At 63.1% G+C, this 17,409-nt stretch carries 15 protein-coding genes; 6 read left to right on the top strand and 9 right to left on the bottom strand.

Annotated features, from left to right (window positions below; translation table 11 throughout):
* Positions 1 to 18: 18 nt before the first annotated feature.
* The 3 genes from AC72UB_RS04105 to AC72UB_RS04095 all read right to left on the bottom strand — a co-directional run bounded on the left by AC72UB_RS04105 (position 19) and on the right by AC72UB_RS04095 (position 2,785).
* The gene (locus AC72UB_RS04105; RefSeq protein WP_505188637.1) at positions 19 to 618 is read right to left on the bottom strand and encodes an energy-coupling factor transporter transmembrane component T family protein; all 600 of its coding nucleotides are present in this window, start codon (positions 616 to 618) and stop codon (positions 19 to 21) included.
* A complete protein-coding gene (locus AC72UB_RS04100; RefSeq protein WP_505188636.1) occupies positions 593 to 1,312 on the bottom strand; it encodes an energy-coupling factor ABC transporter ATP-binding protein in 720 nt (239 codons plus the stop codon). Before AC72UB_RS04100 ends, AC72UB_RS04105 begins: the two co-directional genes overlap by 26 nt.
* 195 nt (positions 1,313 to 1,507) lie before the next feature.
* Entirely contained in the window at positions 1,508 to 2,785 is a 1,278-nt protein-coding gene (locus tag AC72UB_RS04095) for a 4-aminobutyrate--2-oxoglutarate transaminase (protein ID WP_505188635.1), read from the bottom strand.
* A 269-nt stretch (positions 2,786 to 3,054) separates the two neighbouring features.
* Between AC72UB_RS04095 and dprA the strand changes: the two genes are divergently transcribed.
* Both dprA and topA read left to right on the top strand, forming a co-directional pair.
* Positions 3,055 to 4,200 carry a DNA-processing protein DprA gene (gene dprA, locus AC72UB_RS04090; RefSeq protein WP_505188634.1) on the top strand — a complete coding sequence of 382 codons (1,146 nt, stop codon included), beginning with the start codon at positions 3,055 to 3,057 and terminating at the stop codon, positions 4,198 to 4,200.
* A gap of 199 nt (positions 4,201 to 4,399) precedes the next feature.
* Complete coding sequence (topA, locus tag AC72UB_RS04085) at positions 4,400 to 7,018, top strand: type I DNA topoisomerase (RefSeq protein ID WP_505188633.1); 2,619 nt, start codon at positions 4,400 to 4,402, stop codon at positions 7,016 to 7,018.
* A 30-nt stretch (positions 7,019 to 7,048) separates the two neighbouring features.
* Here the strand turns inward: topA and choV are convergent, their stop codons facing one another.
* The 3 genes from choV to choX all read right to left on the bottom strand — a co-directional run bounded on the left by choV (position 7,049) and on the right by choX (position 9,915).
* Complete coding sequence (choV, locus tag AC72UB_RS04080; RefSeq protein WP_505188632.1) at positions 7,049 to 8,077, bottom strand: choline ABC transporter ATP-binding protein; 1,029 nt, start codon at positions 8,075 to 8,077, stop codon at positions 7,049 to 7,051.
* Entirely contained in the window at positions 8,074 to 8,907 is an 834-nt protein-coding gene (gene choW / locus AC72UB_RS04075; protein ID WP_463290183.1) for a choline ABC transporter permease subunit, read from the bottom strand. Before choW ends, choV begins: the two co-directional genes overlap by 4 nt.
* 66 nt (positions 8,908 to 8,973) lie before the next feature.
* A complete protein-coding gene (gene choX / locus AC72UB_RS04070) occupies positions 8,974 to 9,915 on the bottom strand; it encodes a choline ABC transporter substrate-binding protein (RefSeq protein ID WP_505188631.1) in 942 nt (313 codons plus the stop codon).
* 87 nt (positions 9,916 to 10,002) lie between these two features.
* Here choX and betI point away from each other — a divergent pair, with 87 nt between their 5' ends.
* The 4 genes from betI to AC72UB_RS04050 all read left to right on the top strand — a co-directional run bounded on the left by betI (position 10,003) and on the right by AC72UB_RS04050 (position 14,077).
* Entirely contained in the window at positions 10,003 to 10,587 is a 585-nt protein-coding gene (betI, locus tag AC72UB_RS04065; RefSeq protein WP_463290185.1) for a transcriptional regulator BetI, read from the top strand.
* On the top strand, positions 10,584 to 12,038 hold the full coding sequence (gene betB / locus AC72UB_RS04060; RefSeq protein ID WP_505188630.1) for a betaine-aldehyde dehydrogenase: 1,455 nt from the start codon (positions 10,584 to 10,586) through the stop codon (positions 12,036 to 12,038). The genes betI and betB overlap by 4 nt, the downstream gene beginning before the upstream one ends.
* 58 nt (positions 12,039 to 12,096) lie before the next feature.
* The gene (betA, locus tag AC72UB_RS04055) at positions 12,097 to 13,761 is read left to right on the top strand and encodes a choline dehydrogenase (RefSeq protein ID WP_505188629.1); all 1,665 of its coding nucleotides are present in this window, start codon (positions 12,097 to 12,099) and stop codon (positions 13,759 to 13,761) included.
* A gap of 82 nt (positions 13,762 to 13,843) precedes the next feature.
* Entirely contained in the window at positions 13,844 to 14,077 is a 234-nt protein-coding gene (locus AC72UB_RS04050; protein ID WP_505188628.1) for an HP1242/YdcH family protein, read from the top strand.
* A gap of 45 nt (positions 14,078 to 14,122) precedes the next feature.
* Here the strand turns inward: AC72UB_RS04050 and AC72UB_RS04045 are convergent, their stop codons facing one another.
* From AC72UB_RS04045 to AC72UB_RS04035, 3 genes are read right to left on the bottom strand one after another with little or no spacing between them, the layout of a single operon-like run.
* Entirely contained in the window at positions 14,123 to 15,520 is a 1,398-nt protein-coding gene (locus AC72UB_RS04045; protein ID WP_463290189.1) for a helix-turn-helix domain-containing protein, read from the bottom strand.
* A 59-nt stretch (positions 15,521 to 15,579) separates the two neighbouring features.
* Entirely contained in the window at positions 15,580 to 16,794 is a 1,215-nt protein-coding gene (locus AC72UB_RS04040; RefSeq protein ID WP_505188627.1) for a Bcr/CflA family efflux MFS transporter, read from the bottom strand.
* A 51-nt stretch (positions 16,795 to 16,845) separates the two neighbouring features.
* Positions 16,846 to 17,196: a DMT family protein gene (locus AC72UB_RS04035; RefSeq protein ID WP_463290191.1), complete on the bottom strand. Its 351-nt coding sequence runs from the start codon at positions 17,194 to 17,196 to the stop codon at positions 16,846 to 16,848.
* Positions 17,197 to 17,409 lie beyond the last annotated feature (213 nt).

Raw genomic sequence — 17,409 nt, 5'->3', positions numbered from 1 at the left:
TTGCGATGATGCGCCCCTTTAGCCCGCCCCACCCCGGGCGCGCAAGGCATCTGCCACGCGCTCGGCATCGTCAAGGGCGGCCAAGGTGGCGGGCATCAGGATGCGCCAGCCCGCGCGGCGCGGACTGCGGGCGCGAAAGGCAAGGGTGATCGCCTCAATCCGGGTGAGCATCACCGGGATGAAGCGAATGACCAAGGCAAGGGCCAAAGCGAGGGGGCGGGGCTTTAGCCCGACATGCCGAAGCGGAGAGAGCAGGCTCTCGATCACCACAAGCATGTCAGACAGGCGCGTGGTCATCGTGACGAAATTTGCAGCCGCCACGGCCGTAGCCATGCGCAAGATCACCACCGCACCGCCCGAAATGTCGGCCGTGAAGAGGTGCCACAGTGCCACGATCAAAACAAAGGGCCAAAGCGGGCGCAGCATGGCAAGGCTTTCGCGCAGGAACACCCGCCCTCCGCTGGCCACCAACGCCCCAACGGACAGCGTCGCCGCTGCAAGGGCAAGCGGGGTTCCGAGTTGAAACAGGCCCACCGTCACCCCGGCAAGCGCCAAAAGCTTACCGCCCGCGGGCAGCCGATGCGCCCAGATCTCAACCGAGGAGGTCAGTGTCAGCATCCGCCGCCCCCAAGCGCGCCATCTCGGCGGTGAACTCGGCAATCACCGACGCGGCGGGCCCATCGGCGCGGATCTGACCGGCCTCCAGCCAGATGACACGCTGGCACCCGGCCACGGCGGCGGGATCATGGCTGATGGTCACCACCCGCTGTGACACCGCATTGAGCCTGCGGGAGAGCCGGGCCTGCGTTGGCAGGTCCAAGCCGGCATAGGGTTCGTCCAGCAACAGGGTTGCGGGCGCCATCAAAAGCACGGCGAGCAGGCATAGAAACTGACGCTGCCCCTGCGACAGCCTATGCGTCGGCGCACTCTCCCAATGGGCGCGGCCTTCGGCCAAGAGTGCTGCGCGCACCTGCGCCTCAGCATCTGCCCGCGACTGGCCCATCTGCTGCAGGCCAAAAGACAATTCTTCGATCACCGTGGGAAACAGGATCTGGTGGTCGGGGTTTTGAAATAAGATGCCGATCTTGCTGAGCATCGCCTTGCGCTCGCGCGCCGGGTCAAGCCCCGCCACCCGAACTGTGCCAGAGCTGGGCGCAATCAGCCCCGCCATCAGCCGCAAAAGGGTGGATTTTCCAGACCCGTTGCGCCCCAGAAGGCCAATCCGCGCTTCGGTCAGATGCAGAGACAGGTCCGACAAGACGCGCTTGCCGCCCAGATCCACATTCACATCCTGCAGCACGATTCCGTCCATGGCCCGGCATAGACCGAAACACCCGCAATCTGCAAACCCTGCCCTTGGTTTCATCTTGGTCCAAATACTCCCGCCGGAGGCATCCGAGGCTGGCCAAAGGTGCCTCCGGCGGGAGTATTTCAGCCAAGATGAAAGGCCAAAGAAAACGGGCGCGCAGGGGGAAGCCCGCGCGCCCGATCTCGGAGTGGTTCAGCCTTAGCCCTTGCGCGCCGCGGCGACCGAGGCTTCGAGGATTTCCATCGCCTCGGCGAAATGGGCGTCGGGGATGGTGATCGGGGCCAAGAAGCGCACAACGTTGCCATAGACGCCGCAGGTCAACAGGATCAGCCCGCGCTTTTGCGCTTCATTTTTCACCCGGTTGGTAAAGCCCGCGTCGGGTTCGTGGTTCGACGGGTTGGCGAATTCGACGGCCACCATGAAGCCAGGGCCACGAATGTCGCTGATCTCGGGCGTGGTGGAGCGGATCGATTCGAGCTTCTGCTTCAGCCGCGAGCCAAGTTCATTGGCGCGGGCGCAGAGCTGTTCTTCCTCGATCACGTCCAGCACCGCATTGGCGGCCGCGATCCCGATCGGGTTGCCGCCATAGGTGCCGCCAAGCCCGCCCGGATGTGCGGCGTCCATGATCGACGCCTTGCCGGTCAGCGCGGCCAAGGGCAGGCCGCCTGCCAGACCTTTGGCCATGGTGGTGATGTCCGCAGCGACGCCATATTGCTCCATGCAGAACATGGTGCCGGTGCGGGCAAAGCCGGTTTGCACCTCGTCGGCGATCATGACGATGCCATGCTCGTCACAGAGCGCGCGGATCGCTTTGACCAGATCCTTGGGCGCCGGGTAGAAGCCGCCTTCGCCCTGCACGGGTTCAAAGATGATGGCGGCGACGCGGCCCGGATCGATGTCAGCCTTGAACAGTTTGGTCAGCCCCGCCATGGCATCAGCGGTTGAGATATTGTGGACTTCCTGCGGGAAGGGGACGTGGAACACGTCGGGCATCATGGCGCCAAAGCCCTTCTTATAGGGCTCCACCTTGCCGGTCAGCGTCATGCCCATGAAGGTCCGGCCGTGGAAGGCCCCGCCAAAGGCGATGACTGCGTTGCGGCCCGTGGCGATGCGGGCGACCTTGATCGCGTTTTCAACCGCTTCGGCGCCGGTGGTCACGAAGACGGTTTTCTTCGGGAAATCACCCGGAACGACGGCGTTCAGACGTTCGGCCAGACGGATGTAATGCTCATAGGGCAGCACCTGATGGCAGGTGTGGGTGAACTTCGACAGCTGTTTGGAGACCGCATCCATCACCTTGGGGTGGCAATGCCCGGTGTTGACCACTGCGATGCCGGCGGCGAAGTCGATATAGCGGTTGCCCTCGATGTCCCAAACTTCGGAGTTGAGCGCACGGTCGACGTAGATCTGGGTCTGCATGCCCACACCACGGGAAATCGCCTCATCCCGGCGCTTGGCAACATCTGCGTTTTTCATACTGGTCTTCCTTCTGGCGCCCCTGTGGCGCTGGGGTTGTCAGGTGACAATTGATCAAATTTCTTGTCGCGCTTCAATGGGCAGAACCAGGTTTTCTATAAGTCCAGATCGGAAAAGATAAGGCCAGACTGTGCGGCGGGTGGTCGGGTCAGGGCCGCAGCCTGGGCGTGCAGCGCGGATTCACCAGACATTAACCATTGGGCGGCACTGTTGGGGCAAGCTGGGCCGTGGCGGCTTGGGTCAAACTTATCAGCACCTCGGGGGAGGCCATGGCAAGCACCGCAACACAGGCTGCCGAGCGGGATGACCCGGCGGATTGGCTGCGGTTGATCCGGTCACGCCGGGTGGGGGCGGTGACCTTTCACCGGCTGATGGGCGAGCATGGGTCGGCCCGCGCGGCGCTGCAGGCGCTGCCTGAGCTGGCGCGCGCCGCCGGGGTTGAGGGGTATGAGGTTTGCCCACTGGGCGTAGTGCAAGCTGAGATCAAGGCGGGGCGGGCCTGTGGCGCGCAGCTTTTGCTGTGGGGTGGGCCGGGCTATCCTGCGGGTTTGATGGATTTGGCCGATGCGCCACCGGTGCTTTGGGCGCGGGGCGACACGGGCCTGTTGCAGCGCCCGATGGTGGCGCTGGTGGGCGCGCGCAATGCCTCCTCCTTGGGCCTGCGCATGGCGCGTCGGCTGGCGGAGGGGCTGGGCGCGGCCGGGCAGGTGGTGGTCTCGGGCTTGGCGCGCGGCATCGATGCGGCGGCGCATGAGGCGGCGCTGGCCACGGGAACGGTGGCGGTGATGGCGGGCGGGGTGGATGTGATCTACCCGGAGGAAAACGCTGATCTGGCCGCGCAGATTGCCGCGAAGGGCTGTCTTGTGGCCGAACACCCCCCCGGATTGCAGCCGCAGACCCGGCATTTCCCTTTGCGCAACCGCATCATCTCGGGCCTGTCGCGGGCGGTCGTGGTGGTCGAAGCGGCAGCACGCTCGGGCAGTCTGATCACCGCGCGCGATGCCGCGGATCAGGGGCGTGAGGTCTTGGCGGTGCCGGGCCACCCCTTTGATGCCCGCGCCGCCGGCTGCAATATGCTGTTGCGCGATGGGGCCACATTGGTGCGCCATGTGGACGATGTGACCGAGGCGCTGGGCCTGACGCGGGGCGCGGGGCCACAGACGGGCGCGGCGGACAGGCTTGCGCCTGAGGCGGGTGCCTTGCCGGGCCCTGTGCCACCCCGCCGGTCCTTGGGCGAGATGGCCGATCTGCACGGGCAGATTCTGGCGCGGCTGGGACCAAGCCCTTTGGCCGAGGATCAGCTGATCCGCGATCTGGCGATGCCGCCATCCCTTTTGGCACCCGCGCTCGTATCCTTGGAACTGGAGGGCCGCATTCTGCGCGCGCCCGGAGGGCTTGTGTCGCGCGCTGAATGAGGCTGGGCGATCAGGGGGCGGGCAGGGCCGTGTGCGGCGAATTGCCCCCAAACCTGTCTCCGTGTCGCCATAGCTTCAAGCGCGCAAAGTGAGTATTTGGAAAGGCGCAAGTCCTTGGCCGCTTCGCCGGTTGACAAGCGCGGCACTTGGCCCCCATGGTGCGGCCCCGTCTGCACGCCCCTGCCGAAAGTTCAGTCTCATGCCCGTCGTCGTCGTCGAATCCCCCGCCAAGGCCAAGACGATCAACAAGTATTTGGGGCCGGATTATACGGTTTTGGCCAGCTATGGACATGTGCGCGACCTGCCCGCCAAGGATGGTTCGGTCAACCCCGACGCCGGATTCGACATGACCTGGGAAGTGGCGGCGGACAGCAAAAAGCATGTCCGCGCCATTGCCGAGGCGCTGAAAACCGATGACACGCTGATTTTGGCCACCGACCCTGATCGTGAGGGTGAGGCGATTTCGTGGCACCTGAAAGAGGCGCTGGCGAGTTCGTTGAAGAAGGGCAAGAAGGTGTCGCGCGTGACCTTCAACGCCATCACCAAAGATGCCGTCACCAAAGCGATGAAAGAGCCGCGCGAGATCGATCTGCCGTTGGTTGAGGCTTATCTTGCCCGCCGCGCGCTGGATTATCTGGTGGGCTTTACCCTGTCGCCCGTTCTGTGGCGCAAACTGCCGGGGGCGAAATCGGCCGGTCGGGTGCAATCGGTTTGCCTGCGGTTGATTGTCGAGCGCGAGATGGAGATTGAGGCCTTCCGCGCCCGCGAGTTTTGGACCGTGGCCGCCACGTTCAAGACCCCGCGTGGCCAAGAGTTTGAGGCGCGGCTGACCACGCTTGGCGGCAAGAAGCTCGATAGGTTCGACCTGCCCAGCGACACCGCCGCCGAATTGGCGGTGCAGGCTGTCAACTCGCGCCAGTTTTCGGTGCACAGCGTTGAGGCGAAGCCCGCCACCCGCAACCCCTATGCGCCCTTCATGACCTCGACCCTGCAGCAAGAGGCCAGCCGCAAGTTTGGCTTTGGCGCCAAGGCGACGATGAACGCGGCCCAGCGGCTTTATGAAGCGGGCCTTATCACCTATATGCGGACCGACGGCATCGACATGGCCCCCGAGGCTGTGGCGGCGGCGCGGGCCGAGATTGGCAAGCGTTTTGGCGCTGCCTATGTGCCGGATGCCCCGCGCATCTATAAGAACAAGGCCAAGAACGCCCAAGAGGCGCATGAGTGTATCCGCCCGACCGACATGGCCGCCGATCCCGAAAGCCTGCGTCTGGCTGATGCCGATCAGCGCCGCCTGTATGACCTGATCTGGAAGCGCACGCTGGCCAGCCAAATGGCCGCCGCCCGGATGGAGCGCACCACGGTCGATATCCTGTCGCCCGACGCGCAGGTCGGCTTTCGCGCCACGGGCCAAGTGGTGCAGTTCGACGGTTTCCTCAAGATCTATGACGAGGGCCGCGACGATGAGGAAGAGGACGACGCCCGTCTGCCGCAACTGGCCAATGGCGAGGCGCTGGACAAGCGCAAGGTCCAGCCCGACCAGCATTTCACCCAACCCCCGCCGCGCTATACCGAGGCGACCTTGGTCAAGCGGATGGAGGAATTGGGCATCGGGCGGCCATCGACCTATGCCTCGGTTCTGACCACCATCGTCGACCGCGAATATGTCAAGAAAGACAAGAACCGCCTTTTCCCCGAAGATAAGGGGCGGCTAGTGACGGCCTTTTTGTCGAATTACTTCCACAAATATGTGGAATATGATTTCACCGCCGATCTGGAAACCGAGCTGGACGATGTCTCAGCTGGAGAGCGCGATTACAAGGATGTGCTGACGCGCTTTTGGCGCGATTTCTCGGCCGCGGTGGCCGAAACCGCCGATCTGCGGATCGGTGAGGTCTTGGAAAAGATCGATGAGTTCTTGGCGCCGCATCTTTACCCTTTGCGCGCCGATGGGTCTGATCCGCGGTCTTGCCCCACCTGTGGATCGGGGCGGTTGCATCTGAAAACCGCGCGCTCGGGCGGGGCGTTTATCGGCTGTGGCAATTATCCCGAATGCCGCTATACGCGCCCGATCTCCACTGGGGATGAACAGGGTGCCGTCGATGGCCGCGTTTTGGGGCAAGATGCGGCGGGCAAAGAGATTTCGCTGCGTGCGGGCCGCTTTGGCCCCTATGTCCAGCGCGGTGAGGCGACCGAGGCGCAGCCCAAACCGGACCGGGCCAGCCTGCCCAAGGGCTGGGCGGCTGACGCCCTGACGCTGGAACGCGCGTTGGAGCTTCTCAGCCTGCCGCGCCAGATTGGGCCGCACCCCGACGATGGCCAGATGATCGAGGCCGCGATTGGCCGCTTTGGCCCCTATGTCAAACATGGGACGGTCTACGCCAATATTGCCGAGGTCGAAGAGGTCTTTACCATCGGTATGAACCGGGCGGTTGAGGTTCTGGCGCTGAAGGCGGCGCGCGGGCCGGGGCGCGGCGCGGCGGCTGAACCCTTGCGCGTGTTGGGCGACCATCCTGATGGCGGGCCGGTGCAGGTGATGCCGGGCAAGTTTGGGCCTTATGTCAAATGGGAGAAGGTCAACGCGACCTTGCCCAAAGATCTGACCCCCGAAGCGGTGACGCTGGACGAAGCACTGGCGCTGATCGCCGAAAAGGCGGGCAAGTCGGGCGGCAAGAAAAAGGCCGCGCCGAAGAAGGTCGCAGCCAAGGCTGCGGGGGCGAAAAAGGCCCCAGCCAAAAAAACAGCGGCCAAAAAGCCAGCGGCGAAAAAGCCCGCAGCGAAGAAGGCACCGGCCAAAACGGCAACGGCGGACGAGTAAGCCTGTGACTGCGACGCGCCGGGCGGGCCCTCAGGCCTGTCCGCGCGGGTCCAGCAGCCGCGCCAGAACGTCGGTGGCCTGCACCCTGCCAATCGGCTGACCGTGGTCGGTTACGGTCACATCAGCCGCGCCACCCTTCAGCATCTCCATCAGCACCTTGACCGGGGTATCGGCCGCCACGGCCTCACCGCCGCCGCCCGGCCCCGACACCATCACATCGCGCGCGGTCAGAACGCCCAAGGGGTTCATATGGGCGACAAATTCGGCGACATAGTCGCTGACCGGGTTGGCGATGATTTCGCGTGCGGTGCCGACCTGCACCAGCCGCCCGCCCTCCATCAGGGCAATGCGGTTGCCGATCTTGAAGGCCTCGTCCAGATCATGACTGACGAAAACGATAGTGCGTTTCAGTTTGGTCTGAAGGTCCAGAAGTTCATCTTGCAGCTTGGCGCGGATCAGCGGGTCAAGCGCACTAAAGGGTTCGTCCATCAGCAAAATCGGCGCTTCGGTGGCAAAGGCGCGGGCAAGGCCCACGCGCTGCTGCATGCCGCCTGACAACTCGCCCACCTTACGCTCGGCCCATTGGGTGAGGTTCACCAGTTCCAACTGCTGATCCACCTTGGCGCGGCGCTGAGCGGGCGTTTGGCCCGCCAGCTCCAGTCCAAGGCCGACATTCTCGCGCACACTGCGCCACGGCAAAAGCCCGAATTGCTGGAACACCATGGCAATCGTCGACAGCCGCAATCCGCGCAAGGTTTCGGCGTTGGCGTGCGTCACCGACACCATCTCGTCGCCCGCGCGCACCCGCACCTCGCCGCGCACCACGGGGTTCAGGGCGTTCACGCCCCGCAGAAGCGTCGACTTGCCCGAGCCGGAAAGCCCCATCAGAACAAGGATCTCACCCTCACCCACCGACAGGCTGCAATCATGCACGCCCAAGATCTGGCCGGTTTTCTCTTGGATCTCGCCACGTGACAGCCCTTGGTCCATCATAGGCAGTGCGGCGGCGGGGTTGTCGCCAAAGACGATGGAAACCTTGTCGAATTCAACCGCGTTCATTTGGTTTTCATCCTCAAAGACCGATCCAGAAGAATGGCCACCACCACGATGATGAAGCCCGATTCAAAGCCAAGTGCTGTGTTGACCGAGTTCAGCGCCCGGATCACCGGCACGCCAAGGCCGTTGGCCCCGACAAGCGCCGCGATCACGACCATAGACAGCGACAGCATGATGGTCTGGTTCAGCCCGGCCATGATCTGGGGCAGGGCATAGGGCAGTTCCACCTTCCACAACCGCTGCTTTGGGGTCGCGCCAAAGGCGGTGGCAGCCTCCAAAAGCGCGATGGGGGTTGAGGAGACGCCAAGGTAGGTCAGGCGGATCGGGGCGGGCAGCACGAAGATCACCGTAGCAATCAGACCGGGCACCATGCCAAGGCCGAAGAACACGATGGCGGGGATCAGATAGACAAAGGTCGGCAGCGTCTGCATCAGGTCAAGGACCGGCACCATGGCGGCGTAAAGCCGGGGCCGATGGGCGGCGGCAATGCCAATGGGCACGCCCAGCCCCATGCAGACCACGCAGGCCGACAGGATCAGCGTCAGGCTTTCGGTGGTTTCCTCCCAATAGCCTTGATTGATGATGAACAAAAAGCCCACCAGCACGCCAAGGCAGACCTTCCAAGACCTTTGCAGATACCAAGCCAGCGCCATGAACAGCGCCACAATGACAAGGGGATGGGGCGATTGCAGGCACCATAGGATCGCGTCAATCAGCGCCTCCATCACCGCCGAAATGGCGTCGAACAGGCCGCCCAGATTGTCGCTCATCCAGTCATTGATGGTCTTTGCCACCTTTCCGACCGGGATCTTGTTGTCGGTCAGCCACTCCATGAGCGCCCCCTCCCCCTGTTGGATAGAGAAAGGCCCCCGTCACGCAAGACGGGGGCCTGTCCGTGATTACTGCAGCGCAGCCGCGACAGCAGCCTTAGCGTCGCCGCCGTCTTTGGTGGTCACGCCATCAAGCCAGGGCTCCCAGGTGCCAGCGTTGGCGGCAAGCCAGGTCTTGGCGGCATCACGCGGGTCAGCGCCATCATTCAGGATCGCGCCCATGATCTCGTTCTCCATCTGAAGCGAGAAGACAAGGTTCTGCAACAGCTTGCCCGTGTTCGGGCATTCGGCAGCATAGCCTTTGCGGGTGTTGGTATCCACCACAGCGCCACCAAAGTTCGGGCCGAACACGTCGTCACCGCCCGCGAGGTAGGTCATCTTGAAGTTGGCGTTCATCGGGTGGGGTTCCCAGCCGAGGAAGACGATCGGCTCGCCGGCGTCGTTCTTGTTCTTCACTTCGGCCAGCATCCCGGCTTCCGAGCTTTCCACGACTTCGAACCCGTCCAGACCGAACGGCCCGCCCGAGATCATTTCCAAGATCAGACGGTTGCCGTCATTGCCCGGCTCGATCCCGTAGATCTTGCCTTCCAGCGCGTCCTTGTGGTCCTTGATGTTGTTGAAGTCAGAGATCCCAAGTGCAGCGCCTGCCTCGTTGGTGGCCAGCGTGTACTTCGCGCCTTCCAAGTTGGTGCGGATCACTTCAACGGTGCCTGCGTCGCGGTAGGGCGCAATGTCAGCTTCCATCGTCGGCATCCAGTTGCCGAGGAACACGTCGATATCGCCTTCGGCAAGACCGGTATAGGTCACGGGAACCGACAGAACCTTGGTTTCGGTCTCATAGCCCAAAGCCTCAGCGATCAGGCTGGTGGCGGCGGTGGTCGCGGTGATGTCGGTCCAGCCAACATCCGAGAAGATGATCTTGTCGCAGCCTTCGGCAAAGGCGGAACCGGCAAGGGCGAAGGTCACGGCAGTGCCCAAAAGGGCGGTGCGTGCGGTCTGGCGGAGGGTCATCAGGGGCTCCCTGTTTTTGTTGATTGACGAGTCAATAAACTTCACGCTTTAACGGTTTGGCAAGAAGAATCTTGGAGTCAGACCGAAATGCCCAAAGTTGGCATGGAGCCTATCCGAAAGGCGGCGCTCGTCAAAGCGACGATCGTTGAAATCGGGCGCGCCGGGTCTTTGGATGTGACGGTCAGCCAGATTGCCAAGCGTGCGGGCATGTCGAGCGCGCTGGCGCACCACTATTTCGGCTCAAAAGAAGAGATTTTTCTGGCGGCAATGCGCCATATCCTGTCGCTCTACGGGGCCGAGGTGCGCGGGGCGCTGCATCTGGCAACCGGGCCCGAAGCGCGGCTGAAGGCAATTCTGTGGGCCAGTTTCAGCCCGGCGAACTTCCGGCGCGAGGCGGTGGGGGCTTGGCTGAACTTTTGGGTCTTGGCCCAGACCGTCCCCGAGGCCAAGCGGCTTTTGGCGGTGTATCAAAAGCGGCTGCGGTCGAACCTCCTCGCTGGGTTGCGGCCTTTGGCCGGGGCCAAGGCTGAGCCCATTGCCGAAGGATTGGGCGCTCTGATCGACGGGCTTTATCTGCGCGAAGTTCTGAAATCGGGGTCACCCGATGGCGCAGCGGCGGTGGCCACTGCACTCGACTATCTGAATTCCCAACTTGAAGGACGTGACGCATGAACGCGCAGCCCAAAGCCAGCCATTTCGTGGATGGGGCCTATCTTGAAGACAAGGCCGGGGCGCCGATTGAGGTGATCTATCCCGCCACCGGCGAAGTGATCGCTGTGGTCCATGAGGCGACGCCTGCCGTGGTCGAGGCCGCCTTGGCCAGCGCGACCCGCGCCCAAGCCGCATGGGGCGCGATGCGCCCGGTCGAACGTGCCCGCATCCTGCGCCGTGCGGCGGATATCATTCGCGACCGCAACCCCGAATTGGCGCGCCTAGAAACGCTGGATACCGGCAAGCCCTTGCAGGAAACGCTGGTGGCCGATTGGCCGTCAGGGGCGGATGCGTTGGAGTATTTTGCGGGGCTGGCCCCGACGGTGACGGGTGAGACCATCCCTGTGGGCCGCGACTTCGTCTACACGATTCGCGAGCCTTTGGGGGTTTGTGTGGGCATTGGGGCGTGGAACTATCCCAGCCAGATTGCCTGCTGGAAATCCGCCCCCGCTTTGGCGTTGGGCAATGCGATGGTGTTCAAACCTTCTGAAGTCACCCCTTTGGGCGCGTTGAAACTGGCCGAGATTTTCGTCGAGGCTGGGCTTCCGGCGGGTTTGTTCAACGTGGTGCAGGGGCGTGGCGCAGTGGGAGGGGCCTTGGTGACCGATGCCCGAGTGGCCAAGGTGTCGCTGACCGGATCGGTGCCGACGGGGCAAAAGGTTTATGCCGCCGCCGCCGCAGGGGTCCGCCATGTGACGATGGAATTGGGCGGCAAGTCGCCCTTGGTGGTCTTTGACGATGCATCGGTTGAAGATGCCGTGGGTGCTGCCATGCTGGGCAATTTCTATTCGGCGGGGCAGGTCTGTTCAAACGGCACGCGGGTGTTCGTGCAAAAGGGCATCAAGGCCAAGTTCCTGAAATCCTTGGCCGAACGTGCGGCTAAGATCCAGATGGGCGAACCCTTGGATGAGGCGACCCAGATGGGGCCTTTGGTGTCTGCGGTGCAACTGGACAAGGTCTTGCGCTATATCGACATCGCCAAGGCCGAGGGCGCGACGCTGTTCTGTGGTGGCGGTCGCGCGGCCCCTAACACCGGCTATTTTGTCGAGCCCACCGTCTTTGCCGATGTTACCGACAACATGACCATCGCCCGCGAAGAGGTGTTCGGTCCGGTGATGGCGGTTTTGGACTTCGACACCGAGGAAGAGGTGATCGCGCGGGCCAATGACACTGAATTCGGTCTGGCGGCAGGCGTGTTCACCGCTGACATGACCCGCGCGCATCGGGTCATCGGCCAGTTGCAGGCGGGGACCTGCTGGATCAACGCCTATAACCTGACCCCGGTTGAAGCGCCCTTTGGCGGATCGAAACTGTCGGGTGTGGGCCGTGAAAACGGCCATGCGGCGGTGCACCACTATACCCAAGTGAAAAGTGTCTATGTCGGCATGGGTCCGGTTGAGGCACCTTACTAAGCCATTGGTTACCCGAAGAAACATGGAAACAAGGCCGCCCGGCGGGTGGGAGGGAATGATGCAGGCAGACTATGTGATCATCGGCTCGGGCTCGGCGGGGTCCACGATGGCTTACCGTTTGGGCGAGGCCGGCAAGCGGGTGATCGTGATTGAACAGGGCGGGTCGGATGCCGGCCCCTTCATCCAGATGCCTGCGGCGTTGTCCTATCCGATGAATATGCCGCTTTATGATTGGGGCCTGTCGACGGAACCCGAGCCGCATTTGGGCGGGCGGCGGTTGGTGACGCCGCGTGGTAAGGTGATTGGTGGCTCCTCCAGCATCAACGGCATGGTCTATGTGCGCGGCCATGCGCGTGACTATGACACCTGGGAGCGCATGGGCGCGCAGGGCTGGTCCTATGCCGATGTGCTGCCCTATTTTCAGCGCATGGAAAACTGGCACGGCGGCGAGGATGCCGGTCCGGCGGGCGAGCAGGGCTATCGCGGCACCGATGGGCCGCTGTACATCACGCGGGGACCGCGCAACAATCCCTTGTTCAACGCCTTTATTCAGGCGGGCGAGCAGGCCGGATACCAGATGACCGGCGATTACAACGGCCAGCGCCAAGAGGGCTTTGGCGCGATGGAGGCGACGATCTGGAAGGGCAAGCGCTGGTCGGCGGCCAGCGCCTATCTGCGCCCGGCCATGGCCAAGGGGAATGTGGAACTGGTGCGCGGCTTTGCCCGCAAGGTGGTCATTGAAAATGGCCGCGCCGTGGGGGTTGAGATTGCGCGCGGCGACAAGATCGAGGTGATCCGCGCGACGGCTGAGGTGATCGTTGCTGCCTCGGCGATCAACTCGCCCAAGCTCTTGATGTTGTCAGGGATTGGCGATGCGGCGCATCTGAAGGATCACGGGATTGACGTCGTGGCGCACCGCCCCGGTGTGGGGGCGAACCTGCAGGACCATCTTGAGGTCTACATGCAGTATCAGGCCGCCCAGCCGATAACGCTTTACAAATACTGGAACATTTGGGGCAAGGCGCTGATCGGGGCGCAGTGGCTTTTGACCAAGAAGGGCCTTGGCGCGTCCAACCAGTTTGAGGCCTGTGGCTTTATCCGGTCGGATAAGGGCGTGGAATATCCCGACATCCAGTATCACTTCCTGCCGATTGCCGTGCGTTATGACGGGCAGGCCGTGGCCGGGGGGCATGGGTTTCAGGTGCACACCGGGCCGATGCGCGCCAAGTCGCGCGGGGCGGTTACCTTGCGGTCGGCCGACCCGATGTCGGTGCCGAAAATCCAGTTCAACTATATGTCGGACCCGCGGGATTGGCAGGATTTCCGCAAGGTCATTCGCCTGACGCGCGAGATTTTTGAGCAGCCCGCCATCGCGCCCTATGTCAAATCGACGATCCAGCCCGGCCTTGATCTGCAAAGCGATGCCGAGTTGGACGCCTTTGTGCGTGACCATGCCGAAAGCGCTTATCACCCTTGCGGCACCTGCCGGATGGGGGCGGCGGATGATCCGTTGGCGGTGGTGGACCCGGAATGCCGTGTGATCGGGGTTGAAGGTCTGCGGGTGGCCGACAGCTCGATCTTCCCGCAGGTGACCAATGGCAACCTGAACGGACCGTCGATCATGACGGGTGAAAAGGCGTCGGATCATATCCTTGGCCGTCGTTTGCCACGGTCAAACCTTGGGCCGGTGATGTCGCAGAATTGGCAGACCAGCCAGCGCTGAAAAACGTGGCGGATTGATCCGTGTCAAAGCTCTTCTGCCAGGCCTCGCTAGACTGGGGCCTGACACGAAGAAGGAGACACCCATGTCACATACGCCGCACGCGCTTGCCCTTGAGTTCCCTGATAAGGTCAACAAGATCAGTGCCTTGAAGGGGGCGGATGCCCATTTTGCCAAACTGGTGGCCGAGTATGACGCGGTGAATGAGCAGGTGCATCGCGCCGAAAAGCGGATTGATCTGATCTCTGAGGAGGATGAGGAGCATCTGCGCAAGAAGCGGACGCATCTGAAGGATCATATCTGGCAGCACCTGAAGTGATCAGGGCCTAAGTTGACCGGAACAGGGGGCCTTTTGGCCCCCTTTTTAGTCAGCAATATCATAGGGTAAGAGGCCGCGTCGGTCGGGGTCGACGCGCAGCCGCCGCTCCAGCGGGGGGACCGAGCGTTGGTGGCAATCGTGCCGCTCGCAGATGCGGCAGGAGATGCCGATGGGCTCAAACCGGCCCTTCAGGTCCAACCCGTCGGAGTAGACGAGGCTTGCGGCATGGGTGATCTCGCAGCCCAAGGAAATGGCATAGCGGCGCACCGGGGCAAGAAAGGCCCCGCCAGGTTTCGAGACATCGCGCGACAGGCAGAGATAGCGCACGCCGTCCGGGGTTTCGGCCAGTTGGCGCAGGAAATGGCCCGGGGTTTCAAAGGCGCGGTGGGCGTTCCACAGCGGGCAAGCGCCGCCGAAGCGGGCGAATTGCAGGCGGGTGGCGGAATGGCGTTTGGTGATGGTGCCCGCTTGGTCAACGCGGACGAAGAAGAAGGGGATGCCCTTGGCGCCGGGGCGTTGCAGGGTGGAAAGCCGGTGCGCGACCTGTTCGATGGAGGCGCCGAAGATATCGGCCAGACGTTCCAGATCATGCCGGGTTTTCTGGGCGGTTTCCAGAAAGGCGCGATAGGGCATCAGGGCCGCGCCGGCAAAGTAATTGGCAAGGCCGATCTTGGCGATGTCGCGGGCCTCGGGCGTGGTGAAGCGGGCGAGGTCGAGGGTGGCCTCGAGAAGCTCATTCTGGGTTTGCAGCGCGACCTGATAGAGAAGCTGGAAGCGCTGGGTGGGGGCTGCGGCGCGGGCGGAAAGTTCCAGCCGCCGCGCGGTGGGGTCAAACTGGCGCAGGGGGCCAGTGTCGGAAAATTGCACATCGAGGCCGCGCTTCCGCAGGGCCTCGGTGGCGGTAATTAGCACGTCTTTTCCGGGGCCTGCGCCGGTTGCGAAATGTTCGGCGGCCCGGTCGATGGCATCGACGTAATTGTCGCAATAGTGAAAGAAATCACGGACTTCTTCCCAAGGGCTGGCGCGCAGACCGGCATCATCGCGCCCCAAAGCCTCATCCAATGAGGCAAGCCGTTCGTGGCTTTGGCGGTAGGCGCGGTGCAGGTCAAGGAAGGCGCGGGCAAGGGCAGGGGCGTTGGAGGCGGCCAAGCGCAGGTCGGCCAAGGGTGGGGCGGATTTGGCGAAAACCGGATCGGCCAGCGCCTCACGCATGTCGGAGACCAGACGCTCACCTTCCCCCACGGTGAGTTCGGTGACATCCAGCCCAAACTCTTGCGCCAAGGCCAGCACGACCGAGGCCGAGACGGGGCGGTGGTTGTTTTCCATCTGGTTGAGATAGGGCAGGGAGACGCCGAGCTTGTCGGAAAAGATCCGCTGCGTCAGGCCAAGGCGGCTGCGCAATTCGCGCAGCTTGGCCCCGGCATAGAGTTTCTGTGTGGCCATGCGCGCCCCCATTTGCAAAGCCTAAAGTGGCTTTGCAAACCGCAGGCGTCAAGGGCCTGTCAGGTCGCCAGCCCCAGCGCGCGGGCGCGGCGGATCACCAGCAGGATCGAGGCGACCGAGCCGACCGAGGAGATCAGCATCAACAGGATCAGCGGCATCTCGCTGGACCCCGGCCCCAAGAGCCACCCGGCGAGTGCGGCCAAGCCCGCGCCGCCGCCGATCATGATCGCGCCACCCAAACCCGAGGCGGTGCCCGCGAGTTCGGGGCGCACCGAGAGGATGCCCGCATTGGCATTGGGCAGGGCCAGCCCGTTGCCGATGCCCATGGGAACGGTGAGGGCAAAGAAGACGATGGGACCAGATAACCCGGCAAGCGTTAACAAGGTGAGAACTGTTAGCCCGCCCGTGGTGGTCAGCGTGCCCAGAAGGATCATCCGGTTCAGCCCCAGCCGCACCGAATAGCGACCGGCGAGGAAGTTGCCGATCAGATAGCCGATGGCGGTCAGCGCGAAGAGCAGGCCGATTTCCTGCGAGGACAGGGCAAAAACCTCGGTCCCGACATAGGGCGCGCCGCCGAGATAGGCGAAAAAGCAGCCCGAGGAGAAGGCGGCGGCCATGCAGTAGCCCCAGAACCGGCGCGAGGCGAGAAGGCCCGGGTATTGCCGGACTTGGGCGGCAAAGCTGGTGTCTTTAAGCGTGGCGGTTTCGCCGAGATCAGCCCAGACGAGCGCCGTCACCCCCAAGCCTACCAGCAAAAGCAGGGCGAAATTGGCCTGCCAACCAAAGGCGGCATCCAGATAGCCGCCAATCGCCGGGCCGATCATGGGCACAAGGCTCATCCCCATGGTGACATAGCCGATCATCGAGGCGGCCTCGGCATCGGGCACCATGTCGCGGACGATGGCGCGGGAGAGGACCATGCCGGCGGCGATTACCGCCTGGGCCATGCGGAAGAAGAGGAAGGTTTCGGCGTTGGGGGCCAAGAGCGTGCCGAGGGTGGCCAGAAGGAACAGAACCAGCGACCCCAGCACCACCTTGCGCCGCCCATAGCGGTCAGAGATGGGGCCGATCACAATCTGTAGGGCGGCTGAGAGGGCGAGGTAGAGCGCGACCGACAGCTGCATCAGGGCGTAGGGCACCTCGAACCACTTGGCCATGCCCGGCAGCGAGGGCAGGAAGATGTTCATCGTCAGCGCCGACAATCCGGCCAGCAGCACAAGCGTGATGACATGGGGGGGCGTGGTGCGGTTCAGGAATTTGACGGTGGTGCGCATGGGGTAGCGCTACGCCTGTGCAGCGGGGGAGTCTAGGGGTCAGGGGCCTTGTCACGCCCATTTGTGGAAGATGAAAAACGCCCCGGCAGCGATGAAACCAAAGCCGACAAGGTGGTTCCACGACAGGGGCTCTTTCAGGTAGGTCACGGAAAACACGGCGAAAACTGTGAGGGTGATGACTTCTTGAATGGTCTTTAACTCGGCCGCCGAGAAGTGGCCGTGGCCGATGCGGTTGGCGGGCACCATCAGGGTGTATTCAAAAAAAGCGATGCCCCATGAGATGAAGATCACGGTCACAAGGCTGGTGGTTTTGAACTTGAGATGACCATACCAAGCGAAGGTCATGAAGATGTTGGAGGCCAGCAAGAGGCCGATTGTGACGACGGGGACGGGCAGGGACATGGCGGCTCCTGTGGCGGTTTGGGGCCGTTATAGGGGGGCCGTAAGGGCGGGAAAAGGCGTCGGGTTTCTGTCTGGTCTGCGTCTGGCGGGTGTATGGCATCTGTCCCGACATACGGCCCCGCTTGGGGCCGGCACCGGAGGCGGAAGCTGTCGCGGAAGTTTGCAGGTTTGCAATTAGCAAAATATGATCTGCCAATGCTATGCAAATTTACC

Source organism: Allotabrizicola aquatica (SeqCode) (assembly GCF_965194375.1).
GTDB classification, from domain to species: domain Bacteria; phylum Pseudomonadota; class Alphaproteobacteria; order Rhodobacterales; family Rhodobacteraceae; genus Tabrizicola_A; species Tabrizicola_A aquatica.
The sequence above is the reverse complement of the archived record's forward strand: the minus strand, read 5'-3'. Positions and strand labels throughout refer to the sequence as shown.

What these genes read in the sequence shown, in the direction of transcription:
- AC72UB_RS04105 (WP_505188637.1), bottom strand. Translation starts at nt 618, where the DNA reads ATGCTGACACTGACCTCCTCGGTTGAGATCTGGGCGCATCGGCTGCCC.
- AC72UB_RS04100 (WP_505188636.1), bottom strand. Translation starts at nt 1,312, where the DNA reads ATGGACGGAATCGTGCTGCAGGATGTGAATGTGGATCTGGGCGGCAAG.
- AC72UB_RS04095 (WP_505188635.1), bottom strand. Translation starts at nt 2,785, where the DNA reads ATGAAAAACGCAGATGTTGCCAAGCGCCGGGATGAGGCGATTTCCCGT.
- dprA (WP_505188634.1), top strand. Translation starts at nt 3,055, where the DNA reads ATGGCAAGCACCGCAACACAGGCTGCCGAGCGGGATGACCCGGCGGAT.
- topA (WP_505188633.1), top strand. Translation starts at nt 4,400, where the DNA reads ATGCCCGTCGTCGTCGTCGAATCCCCCGCCAAGGCCAAGACGATCAAC.
- choV (WP_505188632.1), bottom strand. Translation starts at nt 8,077, where the DNA reads ATGAACGCGGTTGAATTCGACAAGGTTTCCATCGTCTTTGGCGACAAC.
- choW (WP_463290183.1), bottom strand. Translation starts at nt 8,907, where the DNA reads ATGGAGTGGCTGACCGACAACAAGATCCCGGTCGGAAAGGTGGCAAAG.
- choX (WP_505188631.1), bottom strand. Translation starts at nt 9,915, where the DNA reads ATGACCCTCCGCCAGACCGCACGCACCGCCCTTTTGGGCACTGCCGTG.
- betI (WP_463290185.1), top strand. Translation starts at nt 10,003, where the DNA reads ATGCCCAAAGTTGGCATGGAGCCTATCCGAAAGGCGGCGCTCGTCAAA.
- betB (WP_505188630.1), top strand. Translation starts at nt 10,584, where the DNA reads ATGAACGCGCAGCCCAAAGCCAGCCATTTCGTGGATGGGGCCTATCTT.
- betA (WP_505188629.1), top strand. Translation starts at nt 12,097, where the DNA reads ATGCAGGCAGACTATGTGATCATCGGCTCGGGCTCGGCGGGGTCCACG.
- AC72UB_RS04050 (WP_505188628.1), top strand. Translation starts at nt 13,844, where the DNA reads ATGTCACATACGCCGCACGCGCTTGCCCTTGAGTTCCCTGATAAGGTC.
- AC72UB_RS04045 (WP_463290189.1), bottom strand. Translation starts at nt 15,520, where the DNA reads ATGGCCACACAGAAACTCTATGCCGGGGCCAAGCTGCGCGAATTGCGC.
- AC72UB_RS04040 (WP_505188627.1), bottom strand. Translation starts at nt 16,794, where the DNA reads ATGCGCACCACCGTCAAATTCCTGAACCGCACCACGCCCCCCCATGTC.
- AC72UB_RS04035 (WP_463290191.1), bottom strand. Translation starts at nt 17,196, where the DNA reads ATGTCCCTGCCCGTCCCCGTCGTCACAATCGGCCTCTTGCTGGCCTCC.